This window comes from Tsukamurella pulmonis (assembly GCF_900103175.1).
Taxonomy (GTDB): Bacteria; Actinomycetota; Actinomycetes; order Mycobacteriales; family Mycobacteriaceae; genus Tsukamurella; species Tsukamurella pulmonis.
The window spans coordinates 3286518-3306910 of sequence record NZ_FNLF01000002.1; the positions used below are offsets into that span (position 1 = coordinate 3286518).

Sequence of the window (20393 nt, forward strand, 5' to 3'; positions counted from 1 at the left end):
AGATTGGAGTGCATGAGGTCACCGCACGGGGTCGACGCACCCCCCGAGGTCGCGGTGGTGACCGCGGTGAAGTCGCTCGATGCGGCCAAGTCGCGCTTCGCCGCCCCCGGTGACGGGCTGCGCGGGGCCGTCCCCGGACTGGTGCTGGCGATGCTGCTCGACACGCTCGCCGCAGCCGCGGCGGCCCCGGGTGTCGTCGGGATCCACGTGGTCTCCCCGGACCCCGCGGTGCGCGCGGCGGCCGAATCGGCCGGCGCCCGCACCGTCGACGAACCCGACCCGGGCGGCCTCAACGCCGCGCTCGAGGCCGGCGCCGCCGCGGCGCGGGCGGCGCACGGCCCGGGTGTCGCGGTGCTGGCGCTGCAGGCGGATCTGCCCGGGGTCACGCCCGGCGAGCTCGCGGACTTCCTCGCGGCGACGGCGGGCCGACGGGGCTTCGTGCCGGACCACGCCGGGACGGGGACCGCCGCGCTCTACGCGCCCGGGGGCACCGGCCTGCGGGCCGCCTTCGGACCGGATTCCGCGGCGGCGCACGGCGTGACCGGCGCCGTGCGGCACGCCGGTGCGTGGCCCGGCCTGCGCACCGACGTGGACACGCCCCGCGACCTCGCCGCTGCCGGACGGCTGGGCGAGCACACCGCCGCCGCACTCGCGGCCGCCGATCGGGCCGTCGCGTCGAAACCGCGCGCCCGATACGCCAGAATGGAACGGTGACGACCGAGCCTGACGCCCCCTCCGCCGATCCGACGCCCGCACCCGGTACCGCGGTCGCCGACACCGTCGGCCCGCCCACGGGCCGGCCGACGGCGATCCCGACGGCCCCGCCCGCGGCTCCGGCCGAAGTGACCAGTGACCTCCCCGCCGATCGGTACCTCAACCGGGAACTGAGCTGGCTCGATTTCAACGCGCGCGTGCTGGCGATGGCCGAGGACGCGTCGCTGCCGCTTCTCGAGCGCGCGAAGTTCCTGGCGATCTTCGCCTCCAACCTCGACGAGTTCTTCATGGTGCGGGTCGCGGGACTCAAGCGGCGCGACCAGATGGGCCTCTCCGTGCGCTCGGCCGACGGCCTGTCGCCGCGCGAGCAGCTGCGCATGATCTCCCAGCGGACGCAGGAGCTCTCGCACAAGCACGCGCTGGTCTTCAGTGATGCGGTGCGGCCTCAGTTGGCGGCACAGGGCATCTCGGTGGTCAGCTGGGCCGATCTGTCCCCGTCGGAGCGCGAGGACCTCACGGCCTACTTCCACACCCAGGTCTTCCCCGTGCTGACGCCGCTCGCCGTCGATCCGGCGCACCCGTTCCCGTACATCTCCGGCCTGTCGCTCAACCTGGCGGTCGCGGTGGTCGACAGCACCACGGGCGGCGAGCATTTCGCCCGCGTGAAGGTGCCGGACAACGTGGCCCGCATGGTGTCGGTGCGCAGCGAGCGCATGGACCACGCGGTGCTCCCGCTCGAGGACCTGATCTCGGCCCACCTCGATGTGCTGTTCCCGGGCATGACGGTCTCCGAGCACCACGTCTTCCGGATCACGCGCAACGCCGATTTCGAGGTCGAGGAGGATCGCGACGAGGACCTGCTGCAGGCGCTCGAGCGTGAGCTCGCGCGCCGGCGCTTCGGCTCGCCGGTCCGGCTCGAGGTGGCCCAGGACATGTCCGAGCACATGCTCGAACTGCTGCTGCGCGAGATGGACGTCGACCCGGCGGACGTCATCACCGTTCCCGGCCTGCTCGACCTGAACTGCATGTTCGAGCTCTACGGCGTGGACCGGCCGGACCTCAAGGAGAAGCCCTTCGTCCCCGTCACCCACCCCGCGTTCGGCGAGCGGGAGACGCCCAAGAGCGTGTTCTCCACGCTCCGCGAAGGCGATGTGCTGGTGCACCACCCGTACGACTCGTTCTCCACCAGCGTGCAGCGGTTCATCGAGCAGGCCGCCGCCGATCCCCACGTACTGGCGATCAAGCAGACGCTCTACCGCACCTCCGGTGATTCGCCGATCGTGGACGCGCTGATCGACGCCGCCGAGGCGGGCAAGCAGGTCGTGGCGCTGGTCGAGATCAAGGCGCGCTTCGACGAACAGGCGAACATCAAGTGGGCGCGCAAGCTCGAGCAGGCCGGCGTGCACGTCGTCTACGGCCTGGTCGGCCTGAAGACGCACTGCAAGACCTGTCTGGTGGTGCGGCGTGAGGGTTCGACGATCCGCCGCTACTGCCACATCGGCACGGGCAACTACAACCCGAAGACAGCGCGGCTGTACGAGGACGTCGGCCTGTTCACCGCCGACCCCGACCTGGGCGCCGACCTGACGGATCTGTTCAACCGGCTCACCGGCTACTCCCGCAAGGAGGAGTACCGCAACCTGATGGTCGCGCCGCACGGGATCCGGTCGGGCATCATCGAGCGGATCGACGAGGAGATCGAGCTGCACCGCGCGGGTAAGCCTGCGGGCGTGCAGCTCAAGGCGAACGCCGTGGTGGACGAGCAGATCATCGACGCTCTCTACCGCGCCAGCCAGGCCGGAGTGCCGGTGGAGGTCGTCGTCCGCGGGATCTGCGCGCTGCGACCGGGCATGCCGGGGGTGAGCGAGAACGTCACGGTCCGCTCGATTCTCGGGCAGTTCCTCGAGCACTCCCGGATCCTGCACTTCCGCGGAGCGGACGAGTACTGGATCGGCAGCGCCGACATGATGCACCGCAACCTGGACCGTCGCGTCGAGGTGATGGCCCAGGTCAAGGATCCGCGGCTGACCCGTCAACTGGGCGAGATGTTCGACTCCGCACTCGATCCCGCCACCCGGTGCTGGGTGCTCGACGCGGACGGCAACTGGAACGCCTCCCCCGTCTCCGGCGAGAAGGTCCGGGACCACCAGCGGGAACTGATGCGCGCGCACCGCGCGAGCCAGCGGTGAGCGGCGGGGGCGAGGGCGCGGTCGTCCGCGCCTCCGGGGGCGTGCTCTGGCGGCCCGGCGCGGAAGGCCCCGAGGTGGCCGTGGTGCACCGTCCCCGCTACGACGACTGGTCGTTGCCGAAAGGGCACGTCGAGCCCGACGAGCACCCCGTCGTCGCCGGACTGCGGGAGGTGGTCGAGGAGACCGGTTTCTCCGCCCGGTTCGTGCGGTCCGTGAGTCAGGTGTCCTACGACGTCCCCCGGCGCCGGCGCCACGGGCCCGGCGGCGACACCGTCCGCAAGCGCGTCGGGTACTGGTCGGCGCTGGCCGGTCCGGGCGCGTTCGCGCCCAACGAGGAGACCGACGAGCTGCGGTGGCTCCCGGTGCGGGACGCCACGGCGCTGCTGACCTATCCCATCGACAAGAAGGTCCTGCGCGCCTTCGGGGAACAGCCGCGGTCCACGGCGACGATGCTGATCGTCCGGCACGCCAAGGCCGGTCGCAAGCAGGGCTACCAGGGCGACGATCTGGCGCGACCGCTGGACCGCAACGGTCGCGCCCAGGCGGAGGCCCTCGTCGACCTGCTGAGCGCCTTCGGGCCCGGTCGCCTCCTGTCGGCCCCACCGGTGCGCTGCACGCAGACGCTGGAGCCGCTGGCGGCCGAGACGGGCCTGCCCCTGCTGGAGGAGCCGACCGTCTCGGAGACGGCCTACGCGCGCGACCCGGCGGCCGCGCACCGGCGGATCCGGGAGATCGCCCGCAGCGGCGAGGAATCGGGCACGGTGCCCGTGGTGTGCAGTCAGGGCGGCGTGATCCCGGACCTGACCGCCTGGTGGGCCGGCGCGGACGACGTGCGCCTCCCCGCGGCACGCAACCGCAAGGCGAGCGTGTGGGTGCTCACCACTGCGGGCGGCCGGCTCCTGACGATGGACCACATCGACAGCCCGCTGCCCCTGGAGCACTGAGGCTTCCAGGGGCAGCGGGTCCTGCTCCGCGAGCGGGTTACTTCTTCGTGGCCTTCTTGGCGGGAGCCTTCTTGGCGGGAGCCTTCTTGGCGGGAGCCTTCTTGGCGGGCGCCTTAGTGGCGGCCTTCTTCGCAGGCGCCTTGGTCGCGGCCTTCTTGGCCGGAGTGGCCTTGGTGGCGGCCTTCTTCGCAGGCGCCTTGGTCGCGGCCTTCTTCGCAGGCGCCTTGGTCGCGGCCTTCTTGGCCGGAGTGGCCTTGGTGGCGGCCTTCTTCGCAGGCGCCTTGGTCGCGGCCTTCTTCGCAGGCGCCTTGGTGGCGGCCTTCTTGGCGGGTGCGGCCTTCGTGGCCTTGGCCGGAGCCTTCTTCGCGGCGGTCTTGGTCGCGGTCGCCTTGGCGGCCTTGGCCGGAGCCTTCTTGGCGGCCGTCTTCTTCGCGGGCGCGGCGGTGGCCGAGCTGCGGCGCACGGCGGGGCCGGAGGAGGGCAGCTTGGCCGAACCGGAGATCACGGCCTTGAACTGCGCACCGGGGCGGAACGCGGGGACGGAGGTGGGCTTGACCTTGACGGTCTCACCGGTGCGGGGGTTGCGGGCGACGCGGGCGGCGCGCTTGCGCTGCTCGAAGACACCGAAGCCCGTGATGGTGACGGACTCACCGGAGTGGACGGCACGGACGATCGTGTCCACGATCGCCTCGACGGCGGCGCCGGCGGTCCGGCGGTCGGTGCCCAGCTTCTCGGTGAGCGCCTCGATCAGTTCTGCCTTGTTCATGGACGATCTTCCTCTGTGGTCGGAGGCTCACCGCTGAGCCAACTAGGGACACCGTAAACGCACAATTGCATTCAATCCAAGAGCCACGCCAGATTTGATCGAAGGTGTGTCGGAATGACAAGTGGCGGCACCGGTTCGATCCGGTGCCGCCACTGCGGGTTTTTCGCGCTAGAGAGTCACGGGTTTGTATGCGGGCCTGCGGCTTTCAAAATCCGCGATGACGTCCGACTGCTGCAGCGTGATGCCGATGTCGTCCAGACCCGCCATCAGGCGGTGTCGGACCGAGTCGTCGATCGTGAAGGGAACTACCAAGTCCCCGGCCGTCACCGTCCGGTCCTCGAGGTCGACGGTGATCTCGAGGCCGGGCTCGTTCTCGAGCGCCTTCCAGAGCAGTTCGACGTTCTCCTGCTCGACGAGCGCCGCGACGAGGCCCGCCTTGCCCGAATTGCCCCGGAAGATGTCGGCGAAGCGCGACGAGATGACCACCCGGAAGCCGTAGTCCATGAGTGCCCACACGGCGTGCTCGCGCGAGCTGCCCGTGCCGAAATCCGGTCCGGCGACGAGGACGGAACCCTTGTCGTAGGGCGCGGTGTTGAGGATGAAGTCCGGATCGGCGCGCCAGGCCGAGAACAGCCCGTCCTCGAATCCGGTGCGGGTCACGCGCTTGAGGTAGACGGCGGGGATGATCTGATCGGTGTCGACGTTGGTGCGCCGCAGCGGCACGCCGATACCGGTGTGGGTGACGATGGCTTCCATGATGTTCTCCTCGGACTGCGGTGGGCGCTACGCGCCGGCGACGGGGGCCAGATCGGCGGGGGCGGAGAGCGTGCCGCGCACGGCCGTGGCGGCGGCCACCGCCGGGGAGACCAGGTGCGTGCGACTGCCCTTGCCCTGCCGCCCCTCGAAGTTGCGGTTCGACGTGGACGCGGAACGCTCACCGGCGGCAAGCTGATCGGGGTTCATGCCCAGGCACATCGAGCATCCGGCCTGGCGCCACTCGGCGCCCGCGTCGAGGAAGACCTGCCCGAGGCCCTCCTCCTCGGCCTGCGCGCGCACCCGCATCGATCCGGGAACGACGAGCATGCGCACCCCGTCGGCCACCTTGCGGCCCCGGAGGATCTCGGCGACGGCGCGCAGGTCCTCGATCCGGCCGTTGGTGCACGAGCCGACGAACACGGCGTCGACGGCGATGTCGCGCAGCGGAGTGCCCGCCTCGAGGCCCATGTACTGCAGGGCCTTCGCGGCGGTCTCCTTCTCGCCGTCGGAGCCGAACGACTCGGGATCGGGCACCGACGCGCTCAGCGGCGCACCCTGGCCCGGATTCGTCCCCCAGGTGACGAACGGGGTCAGCGCGCTGCCGTCGATGTCGACCTCGGCGTCGAAAACGGCCCCCTCGTCGGTGCGCAGGGCGTCCCACGCCTCGATCGCGGCATCCCAGTCGGCACCCTTGGGCGCGTGCTCGCGACCCTCGATGTAGTCGTAGGTGATCCGGTCGGGCGCGATCAGCCCCGCGCGGGCGCCGGCCTCGATCGACATGTTGCAGATGGTCATCCGCGCCTCCATCGAGAGCTTCTCGATGGCGCTGCCGCGGTACTCGAGGACGTAGCCCTGGCCGCCGCCGGTGCCGATCTTGGCGATGATCGCCAGGATCAGGTCCTTGGAGGTGACGCCGGGCTGCAACTCGCCGGAGACGTTGATGGCCATGGTCTTGAAGGGCTTGAGCGCCAGCGTCTGCGTCGCCAGCACGTGCTCGACCTCGGAGGTGCCGATACCCATGGCGATCGCGCCGAAGGCGCCGTGCGTCGAGGTGTGACTGTCGCCGCACACGACCGTCATGCCGGGCTGGGTGAGCCCGAGCTGCGGTCCCATCACGTGGACGATGCCCTGCTCGCCGTCGCCCATCGAGTGCAGGCGCACCCCGAACTCGGCGCAGTTGCGGCGCAGCGTCTCCACCTGGAGCCGGGAGACCTCGTCGGCGATGGGCTGGACCAGCGTGTCCGTGGGCACGTTGTGGTCCTCGGTGGCGATGGTCAGGTCGGGGCGGCGCACCGGCCGGCCCGCCAGACGCAGCCCGTCGAAGGCCTGCGGACTGGTGACCTCGTGCACGAGGTGCAGGTCGATGTAGATGAGGTCGGGCTCGCGCGAGGCGCCCTCGCCCTCCCCCCGGACGACGACGTGCTGGTCCCAGACCTTCTCGGCCATTGTGCGCGGCTGCATGCTTCCCACCTGCTTCATCATCTTCGCTTCGCCGGCGGGCGCGGGCTGCGCGTTGAATCCCACCATGCGAGAGCCTAGTATCGAACTATGGGAAAGGATACCGCACTGCCGGACGCCCCCGAAAGCCTCACCCCGGTGAGCGGAATCGGCGTGCTCGACAAGTCCGTCGCCGTGCTGCGCGCGGCCGCGGCGGAGCCCGCGAGCCTGGCCGACCTGTGCGGCCGCACCGGCCTGCCGCGCGCCACGGCGCACCGGCTTGCCGTCGGGCTCGAACTGCACGGACTGCTCACCCGCGACGGCGACGGGCTGTGGCGCCCCGGTTCGGCGCTGCGCGAACTCGCGGCCAGCACCGCGGACGCGCTCGTGGACACCGCCGCGATGGTGCTGCCCCGGCTCCGCGAGATCACGGGCGAATCGGTCCAGCTCTACCGCCGCGAGGGCGATCACCGCATCTGCGTCGCGGCGGCCGAGCCCCCGTCCGGACTCCGGGACACCGTACCGGTGGGCTCGCGCCTGCCGATGACCGCCGGATCCGGGGCCAAGGTGCTGGCGGCGTGGGCCGACACCCGGGCGGACTCCTTCTTCACCGACCGCGCCCTCTCCGAGGTCCGCAAGCGCGGATGGGCGCAGAGCGCCGGCGAACGCGAATCCGGCGTCGCCAGCGTCTCGGCGCCCGTGCGCAATCCGCGCGGCGAGGTGATCGCCGCGATCTCCGTCTCCGGTCCGATCGATCGCATGGGCCGGCGCCCCGGCGCCCGCTGGGCGGCGGACCTGTTGCAGGCGGCCGAGGCGCTGCAGCGACGGATCTGAACTAGGCCTCGCCGCCCACCCGGCAGCGCACGGCGCCGCCGTCCACGACCAGTACGGCCGACACCCGGCTCGTCGTGTCCGCCATCCGCGCCGCGCGGTGCGCGATGACCGCCTCGGCGACCATCGGCCACACGTCGTGCCGGATCGCGCGACGCACCGAGCGCGCGCCGTAGACCGGGTCGAAGCCGATCTCCACGAGGTGGGCAGCCACCGCGTCGTCGATGCTCAGATCGACGCCGCGCTTGCGGGCGCGGTCGCCGAACATCTCCAGCTCGTGTCGCGCGACCTCCACGGCGGTGTCCTCGGAGAGCTCCTCGAACAGCGTCACCTCGTCGATCCGGTTGAGGAACTCGGGATCGAAGAACCGGGCGATCGACTGCTCGGAGATCCGGTCGAGGCGGCCCTCCAGAATCCGGTCCACCCGCTCTCCCGCCGGTGCGGGCAGCAGCCGGGAGACCGAACGGCCGGCGCGGTGCCACGGCCGCTCCTGCTCGGCGCGCAGCTCACGACTGCCGAGGTTGGAGGTCATGAACACCAGGCAGTTGCGGAAGTCGTAGCGCTGCTGGCCGTTCGCGAGCGTGAGCTGTCCGCGGTCGAGCACGTGCAGGAGCGCGCGCAGCACCGTGGTGTGCGCCTTCTCGACCTCGTCGAAGAGCACGATCCCGGGCATCGAGACGGTGCCCTCGATACGGTCGCGGTCGAAGACGCTCAGGCCCTCCTTGGATCCCGAGTACCCGGGCGGCGCGCCGGCGAAGGAGGCCGCGTAGTGCTCCTGCGCCATGGCCGACATGTCCACCTGACAGAAGTCGTCCGGCCCCGTCCGCAGCGCGGAGGCGAGCTGGCGCACGATCTCCGTCTTGCCGGTCCCCGTCGGGCCCACCAGCAGGTGGCTGGCGAGCGGACGGGTCTTGTCGGTGAGGCCGGCCTGCACCACGGACAGGGTCTTGAAGATCGATTCGATCGCATGATCCTGCCCGAAGACGTTGGCGCGCAGCTGCGCCAGGATCCGGGCGGCGTCGACCCTCCCGACGGCCGCCTTGGCGAACTCCTCGTCGGTGGGGCGCGAGGTGGCCTCCCGGCCGCCGAGGTCGACACCCTCGGCGGCCAGGCGATCGGTGATGAAGGGCACGGTCTACGCCTCGCGGGTCTTCTCGGTGGGGATGGTGCCGACGGGGCACTCCGCGACGCCGATGGTGTCGCGCGTGAAGGATTCGACCTGCTCGCGGGCGGCCTCGGCGTCGGTGACCCACAGCTTGTAGAAGTCGAAGGGGCATTCGGCGACACCCTTGTCGCCCTCGCCCGCGGCGTGGATCCCCGTGTACCCACGGTGGAGGATCTTGAAAAGGTGGTTCTGCGACTGGTCGTGCTTGCGGGCGTCGCGGATCGTCGAGACGGAGAGCTGCGCGTACTGGATGCCGTACTCCTCCTCCCCCGTCTCGCCGAGGGTGCGGCCGTCGAAGCCGATGATCGACGAGTGGCCGAAGTAGGAGTAGACGCCGTCGAATCCGGCCGCGTTGGCGACGGCGACGTAGACGTTGTTGGCCCACGCCATGGCTTTCGCCATGAGCACCTGCTGCTCCTTGGACGGGTACATGTAGCCCTGGCAGCGCACGACGAGCTCGGCGCCCTTCATGGCGCAGTCGCGCCAGATCTCCGGGTAGTTGCCGTCGTCGCAGACGATCAGCGAGACCTTGAGCCCCTTGGGACCGTCGACGACGTACGTCGAGCTGCCCGGATACCAGCCCTCGATCGGGGCCCAGGGGATGATCTTGCGGTACTTCTGGACGATCTCGCCCTGATCGTTGATGAGGATCAACGTGTTGTACGGCGGCTTGTTCGGGTGATCCTCGTGCTGCTCGCCGGTGATCGAGAAGACGCCCCAGGTGCCCGCCTTGCGGCAGGCGTCCGAGAAGATCTTCGTCTCCTCGCCCGGGATCGCGGCGGCGGTGGCGTACATCTCGTCGGGGTCGTACATGATGCCCTGCGTCGAGTACTCGGGGAAGACCACGAGGTCCATCCCCGGCAGGCCGGCCTTCATGCCGACGATCATCTCGGCGATCTTGTGACAGTTCTCGATGACGCCGGCGCGGTCGTGCAGCCGGGGCATCTTGTAGTTGACGACGGCGACGCCGACGGTGTCCGGGCTCGAGGAGATGTCTCCGTGACGCATGGTGGAACCTTTCGTTGAGGTGGTTTGCGGGTCAGACGGTTGCGGGGACGGGGGCCGGCAGCTTCGGCAGCGCTTTGGCGGCCATGGCGCTGAGCACCAGGAGGGCGACCGCGATCACCGCGGCGCCCACGGCGGCGGAGGTGCTGGTGGGCCAGGCGCCCCGCCAGATGAGGAGCGCGGGAACAGTGCAGGTCAGATGCGATCCGATGAGGATCAGCCAGCCGGTGAAGGGCATCAGCGCGGTCATGCCGCGGGCCAGGATGAGGAAGAACAGCAGCCACATCACGGCCCAGACGAACCAGACGACGCCGAGCACGGGATCGGCGGCGAACGAGAACGCGCCGAACACGATCGCCATGGCGGCCACGAAGATCGAGTACCAGCCGAGGCCCCGGCCGTCGTTGCCCATGAGGTTGTTCACGCCCACGTAGAGGTAGGTGAAACCGAAGAGGTAGCTCGAGCCCGCCCCGAAGATCCCGTTCAGGTCGCCGTCGGCGGCGACGACCGCGAGCGTGGGCAGCACGACCTGCATCGCGCCCACGAAGAGGTTGAAGACACCGGCCTCGCGGGCGGAGATCGCCCCGAGGAACCAGGCCCCGTTGACGAAGAGAACGGCTCCGACGAACAGCAGTCCGATGGTGGTCATGTGGCGACTCCCGATTTATTACCGATTCGGCACTATCTCTGATCGGTAGTATTCGCGGGTCGACGGGAACGCGCAGCGGATTCGGGGAAAAAGCTGGCGGGAGCCGCTACGAGAGCCGCAGGACCAGGGACTGCCAGACCTCGCGGCCGGTGTCCGAGAGCGTCAACAGGACGCTGCGGCGGTCCCCCGGGGCGGGGCGGCGATAGGCGAGATTGCGCTCGACGAGGCGGTCCACCAGGCGCGTGGTGGACGACGGCGTGGTGCCGGTGCGTGCCGCGAGCTCTCCGACGGTGGCCCCCTCCACGGCGGCCAGGAGCCGGAGCGCGCGGAAGTGCTCGACGGTGAGATCGTGTTCCGCGAGAGCGGGGAGGAGGACTCTCATGACCAGATCGTCGGCCTCGCAGACGGCCGCGAAAGCGGTGCGCTCCGACGCCTCCCGCACATCCGCGCTGCCGTCCATGCCCGCCCCGATCTTCGACTGTGTCATCGCAATCCGCGATCACTGTAGCGCGTTCCGGCGCGGGCGCGGGCGGCCTCCGCGTAAGCTCGGCCGCACACCCGGTCCGTAGTGCAGGACTGTCAGACGAGCGGACGTCCATGAGCGAGTACACCGTTGGGTTGCTGTACCCCCGGCGTGGCCCGGCAGGGCTGTTCGGCCCGTCGTGCCTGAGCTGCACGACGCTCGCCGCCGACGACATCAACGCGCGCGGCGGCATCCTCGGCCGCGAGTTGGCCGTGCGGCCGATCGATTCCGCCACCGGCGTCGCGAACGTCACCCACGAGGTCGAAACCCTGCTGGCCGCGGGCGAGATCGATGCGATCGTGGGCTGGCACACCTCGGACGTGCGGCGCGCGCTCTCCGCCCGCCTGGATCTGCGCGTGCCGTACGTCTACACGGCCCTCTACGAGGGCGGCGAGTCGACGGCAGGCGTCTTCCTCACGGGAGAGACGCCGGAGGACCAGATCCGCCCCGCCCTGCAGTGGCTGCGCCGCGAACGCGGGCTGCGCCGGTGGTGGATCGTCGGCAGCGACTACCTCTGGGCGCGCGACAGCGCCAAGGCCTGTGTGCGCTTCGCGCGCGGCCTCGGCGACGACCTCGTCGGTGCCCGGTTCGTCCCCGTCGGCACCCAGGACTTCTCCGCCGTGATCGCCGACATCGCGCGGTCCGACGCGGACGGGGTGCTGATGCTGCTGCTCGGGCAGGACGCGGTCGAGTTCAACCGGGCCTTCGCCGCGGCCGGGCTCGACGACGGGCTGGTGCGCTATTCGCCGCTCATGGACGAGCACATGCTGATGGCCTCGGGCCCGGACGCCACGCGCGACCTTTTCGCCTCGGCCGGCTACTTCGACTCGGTGGTGACGTCCGAGTCGATGGAGTTCGGCGCCCGCTACTTCGGCCGCTTCGGCCCCGACGCCTGCACGCCGACCTCGATGGGCGAATCCTGTTTCGAGGGCATGCTCCTACTCGAATCCCTGCTCTCGACGGTGCGCAGCACGGACGTCCGCGACATCATGGCGGGCGTGGGCGGCGTGCACTACGAGGGGGCGCGGGGCGACATGGCGCTGCGCGACGGGCACGCGCACCAGCGCATGTATCTGGCGCGCGCGGAGGGCTGCGATTTCGACGTCATCGGCCAACTCTGACGGTGCGCCGGCCCGGGCAGGGCCGCCGCGAGGCGGAGTGCGCCCGCGTACGCACGATCGGCGTGGGTCCGGCGGTCCGGTGCGGGGCAGGACCCACGCGCCATTCCGTCCGTGACCGGAGCACGGAAACGACGAAGGCCCGGATCAGAAGATCCGGGCCTTGCGCTGTACCCCCGATGGGATTCGAACCCACGCTACCGCCGTGAGAGGGCGGCGTCCTAGGCCGCTAGACGACGGGGGCTAGAACTGTTCGCCGACGCGCCGAAACGCCTCAGCAGTGCGATGAAGATAGCACATCTGCATCGTACGTACCCCCGATGGGATTCGAACCCACGCTACCGCCGTGAGAGGGCGGCGTCCTAGGCCGCTAGACGACGGGGGCTAGGACTGCGCCCTCCGCGAACGGAGGGCGCTGTCACGCTGGCCTACCAGGACTCGAACCTAGAATGGCTGAACCAGAATCAGCTGTGTTGCCAATTACACCATAGGCCAATGACTCTCGCCGAGATCGTTTCCGACCTCGTTTTGAGCCGCGATCCAGCTTACCCAGCCGCACTGGGAACACCAAATCGCCAGGTCATCCCCTACTGCGGGGCGCCACCGTCGGCCGGCACGAGGGCGCGCGCGGCCGCGAGGCGCCCCAGGGTGCGCTCGCGCCCCAGCAGCTCCAGCGACTCGAACAGCGGCGGGCTGATGGGCGAGCCGGTGACACCCACGCGGATCGGCGCGTAGGCCTTGCGGGGCTTGAGCTCCAGCTCGTCGATGAGCCGGCCCTTGAGCGCACCCTCGATCGCCTCGGTGGTCCAGTCCGTGAGGCCCTCGAGCGCGGCGATGCTCTCGTCGAGCACCTGGCCGGCATCGGCCTTGATGTTCTTGGAAGCCGCGGCGGGATCGACGGCGAAGTCGGCCTCGTCGACGTAGAGGAACTTCAGCAGGTCCCACGCGTCGGAGAGCACCACGATGCGGGTCTGCACCAGCTCGGCGGCGGTCGCGAACTCCGGACCGAGGCGCGCACCGTCGACGAAGCCCCGCTCGACGAGGAAGGCCCGCAGGCGCCCCTCGAAGTCCTCCGGGGTGAGCAGGCGGATGTGCTCGGCGTTGATCGCGTCGGCCTTCTTCTGGTCGAAGCGGGCCGGGTTGGAGTTCACCCGGTGCACGTCGAAGGCGGCGATCATCTCGTCGAGGCTGAAGACGTCGTTGTCCGCGGAGATGCCCCAGCCGAGCAGCGCGAGGTAGTTGAGCAGACCCTCGGGGATGAAGCCGCGGTCGCGGTGGTGGAAGAGGTTCGACTCGGGGTCGCGCTTGGAGAGCTTCTTGTTGCCCTCCCCCATCACGAACGGGAGGTGCCCGAACTCGGGGGTGCGCTCGGCGACGCCGATCGCCTCCAGCGCCTCGTAGAGGGCGATCTGACGGGGCGTGGAGCTGAGCAGGTCCTCGCCGCGCAGCACGTGCGTGATCTTCATCATCGCGTCGTCGACGGGGTTGACCAGGGTGTAGAGCGGGTCGCCGTTCGCGCGGGTGAGGGCGAAGTCCGGCACGCTGCCCGCGGCGAAGGTGGTCTCGCCGCGCACCATGTCGTTCCAGGTGAAGTCGTGGTCGGGCATGCGCAGGCGCACGACGGGGCTGCGCCCCTCGGCGAGGAAGGCGGCCTTCTGCTCGTCGGTGAGGTCGCGGTCGAAGTTGTCGTAGCCCAGCTTCGGGTTGCGGCCGGCGGCGACGTGCCGCGCCTCCACCTCCTCCGGGGTCGAGAAGGCCTCGTAGGCGTGGCCGCCCTCGACGAGCCGCCGCACCACGTCCAGGTGCAGGTCCTTGCGCTCGGACTGGCGGTAGGGGCCGTACGGACCGCCCACCTCGGGCCCCTCGTCCCAGTCGAGCCCGAGCCACCGCAGCGATTCGAGGATCGCGGCGTAGCTCTCCTCGCTGTCGCGGGCGGCGTCGGTGTCCTCGATGCGGAAGACGAAGGTGCCGCCCGTATGGCGCGCGTGCGCGAAGTTGAACAGTGCGGTGCGCACCATGCCCACGTGCGGGGTACCGGTGGGCGACGGGCAGAAGCGCACGCGGACGGCGTGGTCGGCGGGGTTCGCGGGGAGCTCAGTCACGTCCACCAGGGTAGTCGGCGCACGAGCGGCGACCGGCCTAGCCTCGGGGCATGGTCGAACCCCTCGCCGTCACGGAGTCGGGTGCCGTGCGCGGCACCGTCGCTCACGGGATCGCCGCCTTCCGCGGCATCCCCTACGCCGCACCGCCCGTCGGCCCCGGACGCTTCGCCCCGCCGCGCCCGCCGGAGCCGTGGTCACTCCTCGACGGTGCGCGCCCGGGACCGTCGGCGCCGCAGGGGCCGTCGCGTCTCGAGGCCGTGATGGGACGGCGCGCGCCCGACTGGGACGAAGCCGGATGCCTCACCCTGAACGTGTGGGCCCCGGACGGCGACACCACCGGCGTCCCCGTCCTGCTGTGGTTCCACGGGGGCGGGTTCACGAGCGGCAGTGGCGGTTGGGACTGGTACGACGGTGCGCGGCTCGCCGCAGCGGGCGGGATCGTGGTGGTCACGGCGAACTACCGTCTCGGGCCGCTCGGCTACGCGCGGCTGGGGCTGCCGGACGGGGACGACCTCGGCGTCCGCGACCAGGCGTGCGCGCTGGCGTGGGTGGCGCGCAACATCGCCGCGTTCGGAGGCGACCCGGCGCGGATCACGGTGGGCGGTCAGTCGGCCGGGGCGTACTCGGCGCTCCACCTCGCCCTGTCCCCCGAGACCGGCTCCCTGGTGCACGGCGTCCTGGCGCAGAGCGGGCCGTTCGGGCTGCCGCCGCAGGAACCCGACGAGGCCGCGACGCGGAGCGACCGGCTCCGCGTCCTCGCCGGCGCCGACGATGCGGCGGCCCTACGCGCGCTGCCGGCCGAGCGGCTCCTCGCGGCGTACGGCGCCCTGGCGGCGGAGATCTCAGAACCGGGCGCGCTCGCGCCCCCGCTGTATCCCGCGCTCGGCGGATTCGGGACCGAGCGCCCCTGGCAGGAGCGTCTCGCGACGCTCGACGGCAAGCCGTTGCTGATCGGGACGGCGCGCGACGAGATGACGGCCTTCGTCGCCTTCGACCCGCGGTTCGCGCGCGATCCGGAACACGAGCACACACTGAGCGAGCAGGTGTTCGGCGCCGGGTCGCGGGAGATCGCCGATCGGCACGCGGAGGCCGGGAATCCGGTGTACGCCTACCGGTTCGACCGCGTCCCCGCGGACGATCCGTCGGGCCTGGGCGCGACGCACTGCGCCGAGCTGCCGTTCGTGTTCGACGCGCTGGATGCCTACCGGGATGCGCCGATGCTGGGCCCCGTCGACGGCGTGGACCGCGCGCTCGCGCGCGGGATGTGCCGCGCCGTAGCGGGGTTCGTCGCCACCGGCCGGCCCGACGACGCGGCCTGGACCGCCTATCGGGCCGGCGAACCGGAGACGGTTCGCGTGATCGACCGCGCCTGAGTCAGCGGTCCTCGGCGAGGCTGGTCAGCGTGCCGATGCCCTCGACGGTGACGGCCACGTGCTGGCCGGCGGTGATGGGGCCGACGCCCTCCGGCGTTCCGGTGAGGATGACGTCGCCGGGCAGCAGGGTCATCACCGAGGAGATCCACTCGACGATGTCGCCGATGGAGTGGATCATCAGCGACGTACGGGAGTCCTGCTTGATCTGGCCGTCGAGCTCGGTGTAGATCCGCGCATCGGACGGGTCGAAGTCGGTCTCGATCCACGGGCCGAGCGGGCAGAAGGTGTCGTAGCTCTTGCCGCGGGTCCACTGCCCGTCGTGCCGCTGCTGATCGCGCGCGGTCACGTCGTTGGCCACGGTGTAGCCGAGGATGACGTCCTTCGCCCGGGCGGCGGGCACGTCGCGGCAGGGCTGACCGATCACGATGGCCAGCTCGCCCTCGTAGTCCACCTGCTGCGAGCTGCGGGGCAGCTTGATCGGCGCCAGCGGCCCGATGATCGACGTGTTGGGCTTGATGAAGATCACGGGGTCCTTGGGCGCTTCGCCGCCCATCTCCGCGGCGTGGGCCGCGTAGTTCTTGCCGATGCAGACCACCTTGCTCGCGAGGATCGGAGCGAGCAGCCGCACGTCGTCGAGCGCCCAGCTGCGGCCGGTGAACTCCGGTGTGCCGAAGGGATGCTCGGAGATCTCGCGGGCGCGGGCACCGTCCTCCGGGTCACCCTCGATGGCCGCGAACGCGACTCCGTCACTGCTGGCGATTCGTGCAAGGCGCATAGGGCGAGCCTACCGGTCGACGGGCATAGTTCGATCAGCTAGGCTTCATCCCAAGATATAGACAACATGTTCCACTGATTGGGATTTCTATGGAGATGTCAGCCGCCCGTCGCTGGTGGATCCTGGTGGTGTCCATGACCGCCGCGATCACCACGACCGCCGCCGTGAACTGCACCGCGTTCCTCATTCCGCAGCTCATCCGCGACGGACTCTCGGTGCAGCGCGCGGGCCTTTTCGCGGCGGCCGCCCCGGCGGGCCTGCTGCTGACGACGATCCTGTGGGGCGCGCTCATCGACCGCTACGGCGAACGCCGGGTGCTGCTGATCAGCATGGGCGGCGCCACGGTCGCCCTCGCCGGCACCGTCGCCGCGTTCGCGACGCACGCACCCCTGCCCGTCGCGGCGGCCGGCCTGTTCCTCGCCTCCGCGATGGCGGCGAGCGGCAACGGGGCGAGCGGCCGGATCGTGGTCGGCTGGTTCCCCGCGTCCAGCCGCGGCACGGCGATGGGAATCCGGCAGACCTCGCAGCCGCTCGGCATCGCGCTGCTGTCGGTGACGATGCCGCTGCTGGCGAACCGGGTCGGGCTCACCGCGGCGATGATCGTGCCACTGGTGGTGGCAGCGCTCTCGTTCGTCCTGGTGTGGGCGTTCATCATCGATCCGCCGCGACCCGAGACCGGTTCCGCGGCAGTGGAGGCGAAGACGAATCCGTACCGCGAGGACTCCTTCCTCGCGCGCATCCACGCCGTCTCGCTGCTACTGGTGCTGCCGCAGGGCGCCGTCTGGACCTGGGGCATCACGTGGCTGATCGTCGGTCTGCACTGGGCGCCCGCCACCGCGGGCCTGCTGGTGTCGGCGAGTCAGCTCTTCGGCGCCCTCGGACGGATCGCCGCCGGCGCCTGGTCGGACCGGCTGGGATCGCGCACGGCGCCGATCAAGTGGATCGCACTGGGCGCCGCCGCCGCGATGGGCGCCCTCGGCGCGCTCGCGGCGATCGGCTCCCCCGTGGCCGTCGCCGTCTTCCTCGTCGCCTCCGTGGTCACCGTCGCCGACAACGGCCTCGCCTTCACCGCGATCGCCGAGAAGGCCGGGCCGTTCTACAGCGGCCGCGCGCTGGCCATCCAGAACACCGGGCAGTTCGTCGCGACCACCGCCGCCGGACCGATCCTCGGATCGCTGATCCACGCGACGAGCTTCGGCGCCGCCTTCGCCATCGTCGGCCTCGCCCCGTTGCTGGCCTACCCGCTGGTCCCCTCCGACGCGAAGCCCGCGGAGGTGCCGGAAGCGGCACCGTCATCACCCCGGAAATGACTTAACAGCGTTAGCCCAGAGCGCTTCCCGGGGAAACGTCTGCTGCTAACGCTGTTAAGTCCGACGGGGCGGGCCCACCCGGCCCGCAGTGGTCGCTACGCGCTGAGGGCGGCGGCGATGCGGTCGCCGACCTCGGTGGTACGGATCGGTGCGTCGCCGCGGGCGGCGAGGTCCGCGGTCACCGCGTCCTCGATCCGCTTCGCACCGGCCTCGTCGCCGAGGTGCCGCAGCAGCATCACCGCGGACAGGATGGCCGCGGTGGGATCCGCCACGCCCTGACCGACGATGTCGGGGGCGCTGCCGTGCACGGGCTCGAACATCGACGGGTTGGTGCCCGTCGCGTCGATGTTGCCCGACGCGGCGAGGCCGATGCCGCCGGAGATCGCGCCGGCCTCGTCGGTGAGGATGTCGCCGAAGAGGTTGTCGGTCACGATCACGTCGAACCGGGACGGGTCCGTCACCAGGTAGATCGTCGCGGCGTCGATGTGGCTGTAATCCACCGCGACGTCGGGGAACTCGGGAGCCACCTCGTCGACGGTGCGCTGCCACAGCGAGCCGCCGAAGACGAGCACGTTGGTCTTGTGCACCAGCGTCAGCTTCTTCCGGCGCGACTGCGCGAGCCGGAAGGCGAAGCGCACCACGCGCTCCGCACCGAAGCGGGTGTTGACCGAGGTCTCATTGGCGACCTCCTGCGGGGTGCCGACGCGGATGGCGCCGCCGTTGCCGGTGTAGGCGCCCTCGGTGCCCTCGCGGACCACGACGAAGTCGATCTCGCCCGGGTCCTTCAGCGGCGACTCGACACCGGGGAAGAGCTTCGACGGGCGCAGGTTCACGTGGTGATCCAGCGCGAAGCGCATCTTCAGCAGCAGGCCGCGCTCGAGCACGCCCGGCGGGACCTTGCGCGGGTCGCCGATGGCGCCGAGCAGGATCGCGTCGTGCTCGCGCAGCGACGCCAGGTCCTCGTCGGTGAGCAGCTCGCCGTTGCGCTCGTAGCGGCGCGCACCCAGGTCGTAGTCGGTGGTCTCGATCTCGCCGACCACCGCGCGCAGTACCTTGAGCGCCTCCGCCGTCACCTCGGGGCCGATGCCGTCCCCGCCGATCAGCGCGAGCTTCACGACAGGTCCACCTGCGCGATCGTCGTGGCGGACACCGCGTCGGCGATCGACTGCTGCAGCTCCGCCGGGACGGGCCGGCTCACGCGCAGCAGCACCGTCGCGCCGTCGCCCTCCGCGTCCTGGCTCAGCGCCGCGGCCTGGATGTCGATGCCGGCGTCGCCGAGCAGCGTGCCGATCTTGCCCAGCGAGCCCGGCTGATCGCCGTAGGCGACGAACAGGTTCAGGCCCTCGGCGCGCAGGTCGAAGTTGCGGCCGTTGATGTTGGTGACCTTCTCCACCCGGCTCAGGCCCGAGAGGGTGCCCGAGACGTTCTGGACCGTGCCGTCGCCGTAGACGGCGCGCACGTCGACCAGGCTGCGGTGGTTGGGGCTCTCGGAGACCTTCTCCAGCTCGACGGTGACGCCGCGCTCCTCCGCCAGGGCGGGGGCGTTGACGAACGTGACCGCGTCCTCGATGACGGCGGAGAACAGGCCGCGCAGCGCCGAGAGCTGCAGGATGTCGACGTTCTCGCTGGCCAGCTCGCCGCGGACGGTGACGCCGATCTTCTCCGGCAGCTGGCCGGGCAGGCCGCCCAGCAGCACGCCGAGCTTGCGGGTGAGCTCGAGCCAGGGCGCGACCTCCTCGTCGACGGCGCCGCCCTTGACGTTGACGGCGTCCGGAACGAACTCGCCGGCCAGGGCCAGGCGGACGCTCTTGGCGACATCGGTGCCGGCGCGGTCCTGCGCCTCGGAGGTGGACGCGCCGAGGTGCGGGGTCACGACGACCTGCGGCAGCTCGAACAGCGGGCTGTCGGTGCAGGGCTCGGTCTCGAAGACGTCGAGGCCGGCGCCGAAGACGTGACCCGAGGTGATCGCGTCGGCCAGCGCCTGCTCGTCGACGAGGCCGCCGCGGGCGGCGTTGACGATGATGACGCCCTTCTTGGCCTTCGCCAGGAGCTCGCGGCCGATGAGGCCCTTGGTCTCCGGGGTCTTGGGCAGGTGCACCGAGATGAAGTCGGCGCGCTCGACGAGCTCCTCGATGCTGACCAGCTCGATGCCGAGCTGCGCGGCGCGGGCCGGGCTCACGTAGGGGTCGTACGCGATGATCTTGGTCTCGAAGGCCGCCAGGCGCTGCGCGACGAGCTGACCGATGCGGCCCATGCCGACGACGCCGACGGTCTTGCCGAGGATCTCGACGCCGTTGAACGCGCTGCGCTTCCAGGTGTGCTCGCGCAGTGTCTTGTCCGCCGCGGGGATCTGGCGGGCCGTGGCGAGCATCAGCGCGACGGCGTGCTCGGCGGCGGTGTGGATGTTCGACGTGGGCGCGTTGACCACGAGGACACCGCGCTCGGTGGCGGCGGGCACGTCCACGTTGTCCAGGCCGACGCCGGCGCGGGCGACGATCTTGAGCTTGGTCGCGGCGGCCAGGACCTCCGCGTCGACGGTGGTCGCGGAGCGCACGAGCAGTGCGTCGGCCTCGGGGACCGCGGCGAGCAGGGCGGGGCGGTCGGGGCCGTCGACCCACTTCACCTCGACGTCGTCACCGAGCGCCTCCACTGTCGACGGTGCCAGCTTGTCGGCGATCAATACCACGGGACGGGTCACTTGCGCTCCTCATTCACGGTGCCGGTTGCACGGTCAGC

General features: G+C 70.9%; 18 protein-coding genes and 3 tRNA genes. 7 read left to right on the top strand and 14 right to left on the bottom strand.

Annotated elements, in window-relative coordinates:
- Nucleotides 1–12: 12 nt before the first annotated feature.
- From cofC to BLQ62_RS16090, 3 genes are read left to right on the top strand one after another with little or no spacing between them, the layout of a single operon-like run.
- Nucleotides 13–714 carry a 2-phospho-L-lactate guanylyltransferase gene (gene cofC, locus BLQ62_RS16080; RefSeq protein WP_068567739.1) on the top strand — a complete coding sequence of 234 codons (702 nt, stop codon included), beginning with the start codon at nt 13–15 and terminating at the stop codon, nt 712–714.
- A complete protein-coding gene (locus BLQ62_RS16085; RefSeq protein WP_068529760.1) occupies nt 711–2903 on the top strand; it encodes an RNA degradosome polyphosphate kinase in 2193 nt (730 codons plus the stop codon). The genes cofC and BLQ62_RS16085 overlap by 4 nt, the downstream gene beginning before the upstream one ends.
- Nucleotides 2900–3847, top strand: a complete 948-nt coding sequence (locus BLQ62_RS16090; RefSeq protein WP_068529755.1) for an NUDIX hydrolase — start codon at nt 2900–2902, stop codon at nt 3845–3847. Before BLQ62_RS16085 ends, BLQ62_RS16090 begins: the two co-directional genes overlap by 4 nt.
- Nucleotides 3848–3884: 37 nt before the next feature.
- Here BLQ62_RS16090 and BLQ62_RS16095 read toward each other — a convergent pair whose 3' ends face one another.
- The 3 genes from BLQ62_RS16095 to leuC form a co-directional block, all read right to left on the bottom strand.
- Nucleotides 3885–4613, bottom strand: a complete 729-nt coding sequence (locus tag BLQ62_RS16095) for an HU family DNA-binding protein (protein ID WP_068567741.1) — start codon at nt 4611–4613, stop codon at nt 3885–3887.
- A gap of 168 nt (nt 4614–4781) precedes the next feature.
- Nucleotides 4782–5369: a 3-isopropylmalate dehydratase small subunit gene (gene leuD / locus BLQ62_RS16100; RefSeq protein WP_068529750.1), complete on the bottom strand. Its 588-nt coding sequence runs from the start codon at nt 5367–5369 to the stop codon at nt 4782–4784.
- A 27-nt stretch (nt 5370–5396) separates the two neighbouring features.
- Complete coding sequence (leuC, locus tag BLQ62_RS16105; protein ID WP_068530520.1) at nt 5397–6830, bottom strand: 3-isopropylmalate dehydratase large subunit; 1434 nt, start codon at nt 6828–6830, stop codon at nt 5397–5399.
- 87 nt (nt 6831–6917) lie between these two features.
- Here leuC and BLQ62_RS16110 point away from each other — a divergent pair, with 87 nt between their 5' ends.
- A complete protein-coding gene (locus BLQ62_RS16110) occupies nt 6918–7640 on the top strand; it encodes an IclR family transcriptional regulator (protein ID WP_068529747.1) in 723 nt (240 codons plus the stop codon).
- Between the two features lies 1 nt (nt 7641).
- Here the strand turns inward: BLQ62_RS16110 and BLQ62_RS16115 are convergent, their stop codons facing one another.
- The 4 genes from BLQ62_RS16115 to BLQ62_RS16130 all read right to left on the bottom strand — a co-directional run bounded on the left by BLQ62_RS16115 (nt 7642) and on the right by BLQ62_RS16130 (nt 10943).
- Entirely contained in the window at nt 7642–8769 is a 1128-nt protein-coding gene (locus BLQ62_RS16115; RefSeq protein ID WP_068567743.1) for an AAA family ATPase, read from the bottom strand.
- A gap of 3 nt (nt 8770–8772) precedes the next feature.
- Nucleotides 8773–9810, bottom strand: a complete 1038-nt coding sequence (locus BLQ62_RS16120; RefSeq protein ID WP_068529741.1) for an aliphatic amidase — start codon at nt 9808–9810, stop codon at nt 8773–8775.
- 31 nt (nt 9811–9841) lie between these two features.
- Nucleotides 9842–10456, bottom strand: a complete 615-nt coding sequence (locus BLQ62_RS16125; protein WP_068567745.1) for an AmiS/UreI family transporter — start codon at nt 10454–10456, stop codon at nt 9842–9844.
- Between the two features lie 106 nt (nt 10457–10562).
- Nucleotides 10563–10943 carry a MarR family transcriptional regulator gene (locus BLQ62_RS16130; protein ID WP_082756761.1) on the bottom strand — a complete coding sequence of 127 codons (381 nt, stop codon included), beginning with the start codon at nt 10941–10943 and terminating at the stop codon, nt 10563–10565.
- Between the two features lie 110 nt (nt 10944–11053).
- On the opposite strand from BLQ62_RS16130, the gene BLQ62_RS16135 reads away from it, so the two are divergent.
- A complete protein-coding gene (locus tag BLQ62_RS16135) occupies nt 11054–12100 on the top strand; it encodes a substrate-binding domain-containing protein (protein ID WP_068529732.1) in 1047 nt (348 codons plus the stop codon).
- Between the two features lie 168 nt (nt 12101–12268).
- On the opposite strand, the gene BLQ62_RS16140 is transcribed toward BLQ62_RS16135, so the two are convergent.
- From BLQ62_RS16140 to gltX, 4 genes are all read right to left on the bottom strand, one after another.
- Nucleotides 12269–12341 (bottom strand) — tRNA-Glu (locus BLQ62_RS16140).
- Between the two features lie 68 nt (nt 12342–12409).
- A tRNA-Glu gene (locus tag BLQ62_RS16145) sits at nt 12410–12482 on the bottom strand.
- Nucleotides 12483–12520: 38 nt separating this feature from the next.
- Nucleotides 12521–12592: transfer RNA gene (locus tag BLQ62_RS16150), tRNA-Gln, on the bottom strand.
- 92 nt (nt 12593–12684) lie between these two features.
- A complete protein-coding gene (gltX, locus tag BLQ62_RS16155; RefSeq protein WP_068530517.1) occupies nt 12685–14199 on the bottom strand; it encodes a glutamate--tRNA ligase in 1515 nt (504 codons plus the stop codon).
- Between the two features lie 50 nt (nt 14200–14249).
- Here gltX and BLQ62_RS16160 point away from each other — a divergent pair, with 50 nt between their 5' ends.
- Nucleotides 14250–15572, top strand: coding sequence for a carboxylesterase family protein (locus tag BLQ62_RS16160; protein WP_068567748.1), 1323 nt, complete (start codon nt 14250–14252; stop codon nt 15570–15572).
- Nucleotide 15573: 1 nt separating this feature from the next.
- Here the strand turns inward: BLQ62_RS16160 and BLQ62_RS16165 are convergent, their stop codons facing one another.
- On the bottom strand, nt 15574–16347 hold the full coding sequence (locus BLQ62_RS16165; protein WP_068529725.1) for a fumarylacetoacetate hydrolase family protein: 774 nt from the start codon (nt 16345–16347) through the stop codon (nt 15574–15576).
- A gap of 89 nt (nt 16348–16436) precedes the next feature.
- Between BLQ62_RS16165 and BLQ62_RS16170 the strand changes: the two genes are divergently transcribed.
- Nucleotides 16437–17657 (top strand): MFS transporter, encoded by a 1221-nt coding sequence (locus tag BLQ62_RS16170; protein WP_068567750.1) that lies wholly within the window; start codon nt 16437–16439, stop codon nt 17655–17657.
- 95 nt (nt 17658–17752) lie between these two features.
- On the opposite strand, the gene BLQ62_RS16175 is transcribed toward BLQ62_RS16170, so the two are convergent.
- Both BLQ62_RS16175 and serA read right to left on the bottom strand, forming a co-directional pair.
- The gene (locus BLQ62_RS16175) at nt 17753–18772 is read right to left on the bottom strand and encodes a 3-isopropylmalate dehydrogenase (RefSeq protein ID WP_068567752.1); all 1020 of its coding nucleotides are present in this window, start codon (nt 18770–18772) and stop codon (nt 17753–17755) included.
- Entirely contained in the window at nt 18769–20355 is a 1587-nt protein-coding gene (gene serA / locus BLQ62_RS16180) for a phosphoglycerate dehydrogenase (protein ID WP_068529714.1), read from the bottom strand. Before serA ends, BLQ62_RS16175 begins: the two co-directional genes overlap by 4 nt.
- Between the last annotated feature and the right edge of the window lie 38 nt (nt 20356–20393).

Bases quoted from the DNA above. Each gene is read 5' to 3' on its own strand.
- cofC (WP_068567739.1), top strand. From the start codon at position 13: ATGAGGTCACCGCACGGGGTCGACGCACCCCCCGAGGTCGCGGTGGTG.
- BLQ62_RS16095 (WP_068567741.1), bottom strand. From the start codon at position 4,613: ATGAACAAGGCAGAACTGATCGAGGCGCTCACCGAGAAGCTGGGCACC.
- leuD (WP_068529750.1), bottom strand. From the start codon at position 5,369: ATGGAAGCCATCGTCACCCACACCGGTATCGGCGTGCCGCTGCGGCGC.
- leuC (WP_068530520.1), bottom strand. From the start codon at position 6,830: ATGCAGCCGCGCACAATGGCCGAGAAGGTCTGGGACCAGCACGTCGTC.
- BLQ62_RS16110 (WP_068529747.1), top strand. From the start codon at position 6,918: ATGGGAAAGGATACCGCACTGCCGGACGCCCCCGAAAGCCTCACCCCG.
- BLQ62_RS16120 (WP_068529741.1), bottom strand. From the start codon at position 9,810: ATGCGTCACGGAGACATCTCCTCGAGCCCGGACACCGTCGGCGTCGCC.
- BLQ62_RS16125 (WP_068567745.1), bottom strand. From the start codon at position 10,456: ATGACCACCATCGGACTGCTGTTCGTCGGAGCCGTTCTCTTCGTCAAC.
- BLQ62_RS16130 (WP_082756761.1), bottom strand. From the start codon at position 10,943: ATGACACAGTCGAAGATCGGGGCGGGCATGGACGGCAGCGCGGATGTG.
- BLQ62_RS16135 (WP_068529732.1), top strand. From the start codon at position 11,054: ATGAGCGAGTACACCGTTGGGTTGCTGTACCCCCGGCGTGGCCCGGCA.
- BLQ62_RS16160 (WP_068567748.1), top strand. From the start codon at position 14,250: ATGGTCGAACCCCTCGCCGTCACGGAGTCGGGTGCCGTGCGCGGCACC.
- BLQ62_RS16165 (WP_068529725.1), bottom strand. From the start codon at position 16,347: ATGCGCCTTGCACGAATCGCCAGCAGTGACGGAGTCGCGTTCGCGGCC.
- BLQ62_RS16170 (WP_068567750.1), top strand. From the start codon at position 16,437: ATGGAGATGTCAGCCGCCCGTCGCTGGTGGATCCTGGTGGTGTCCATG.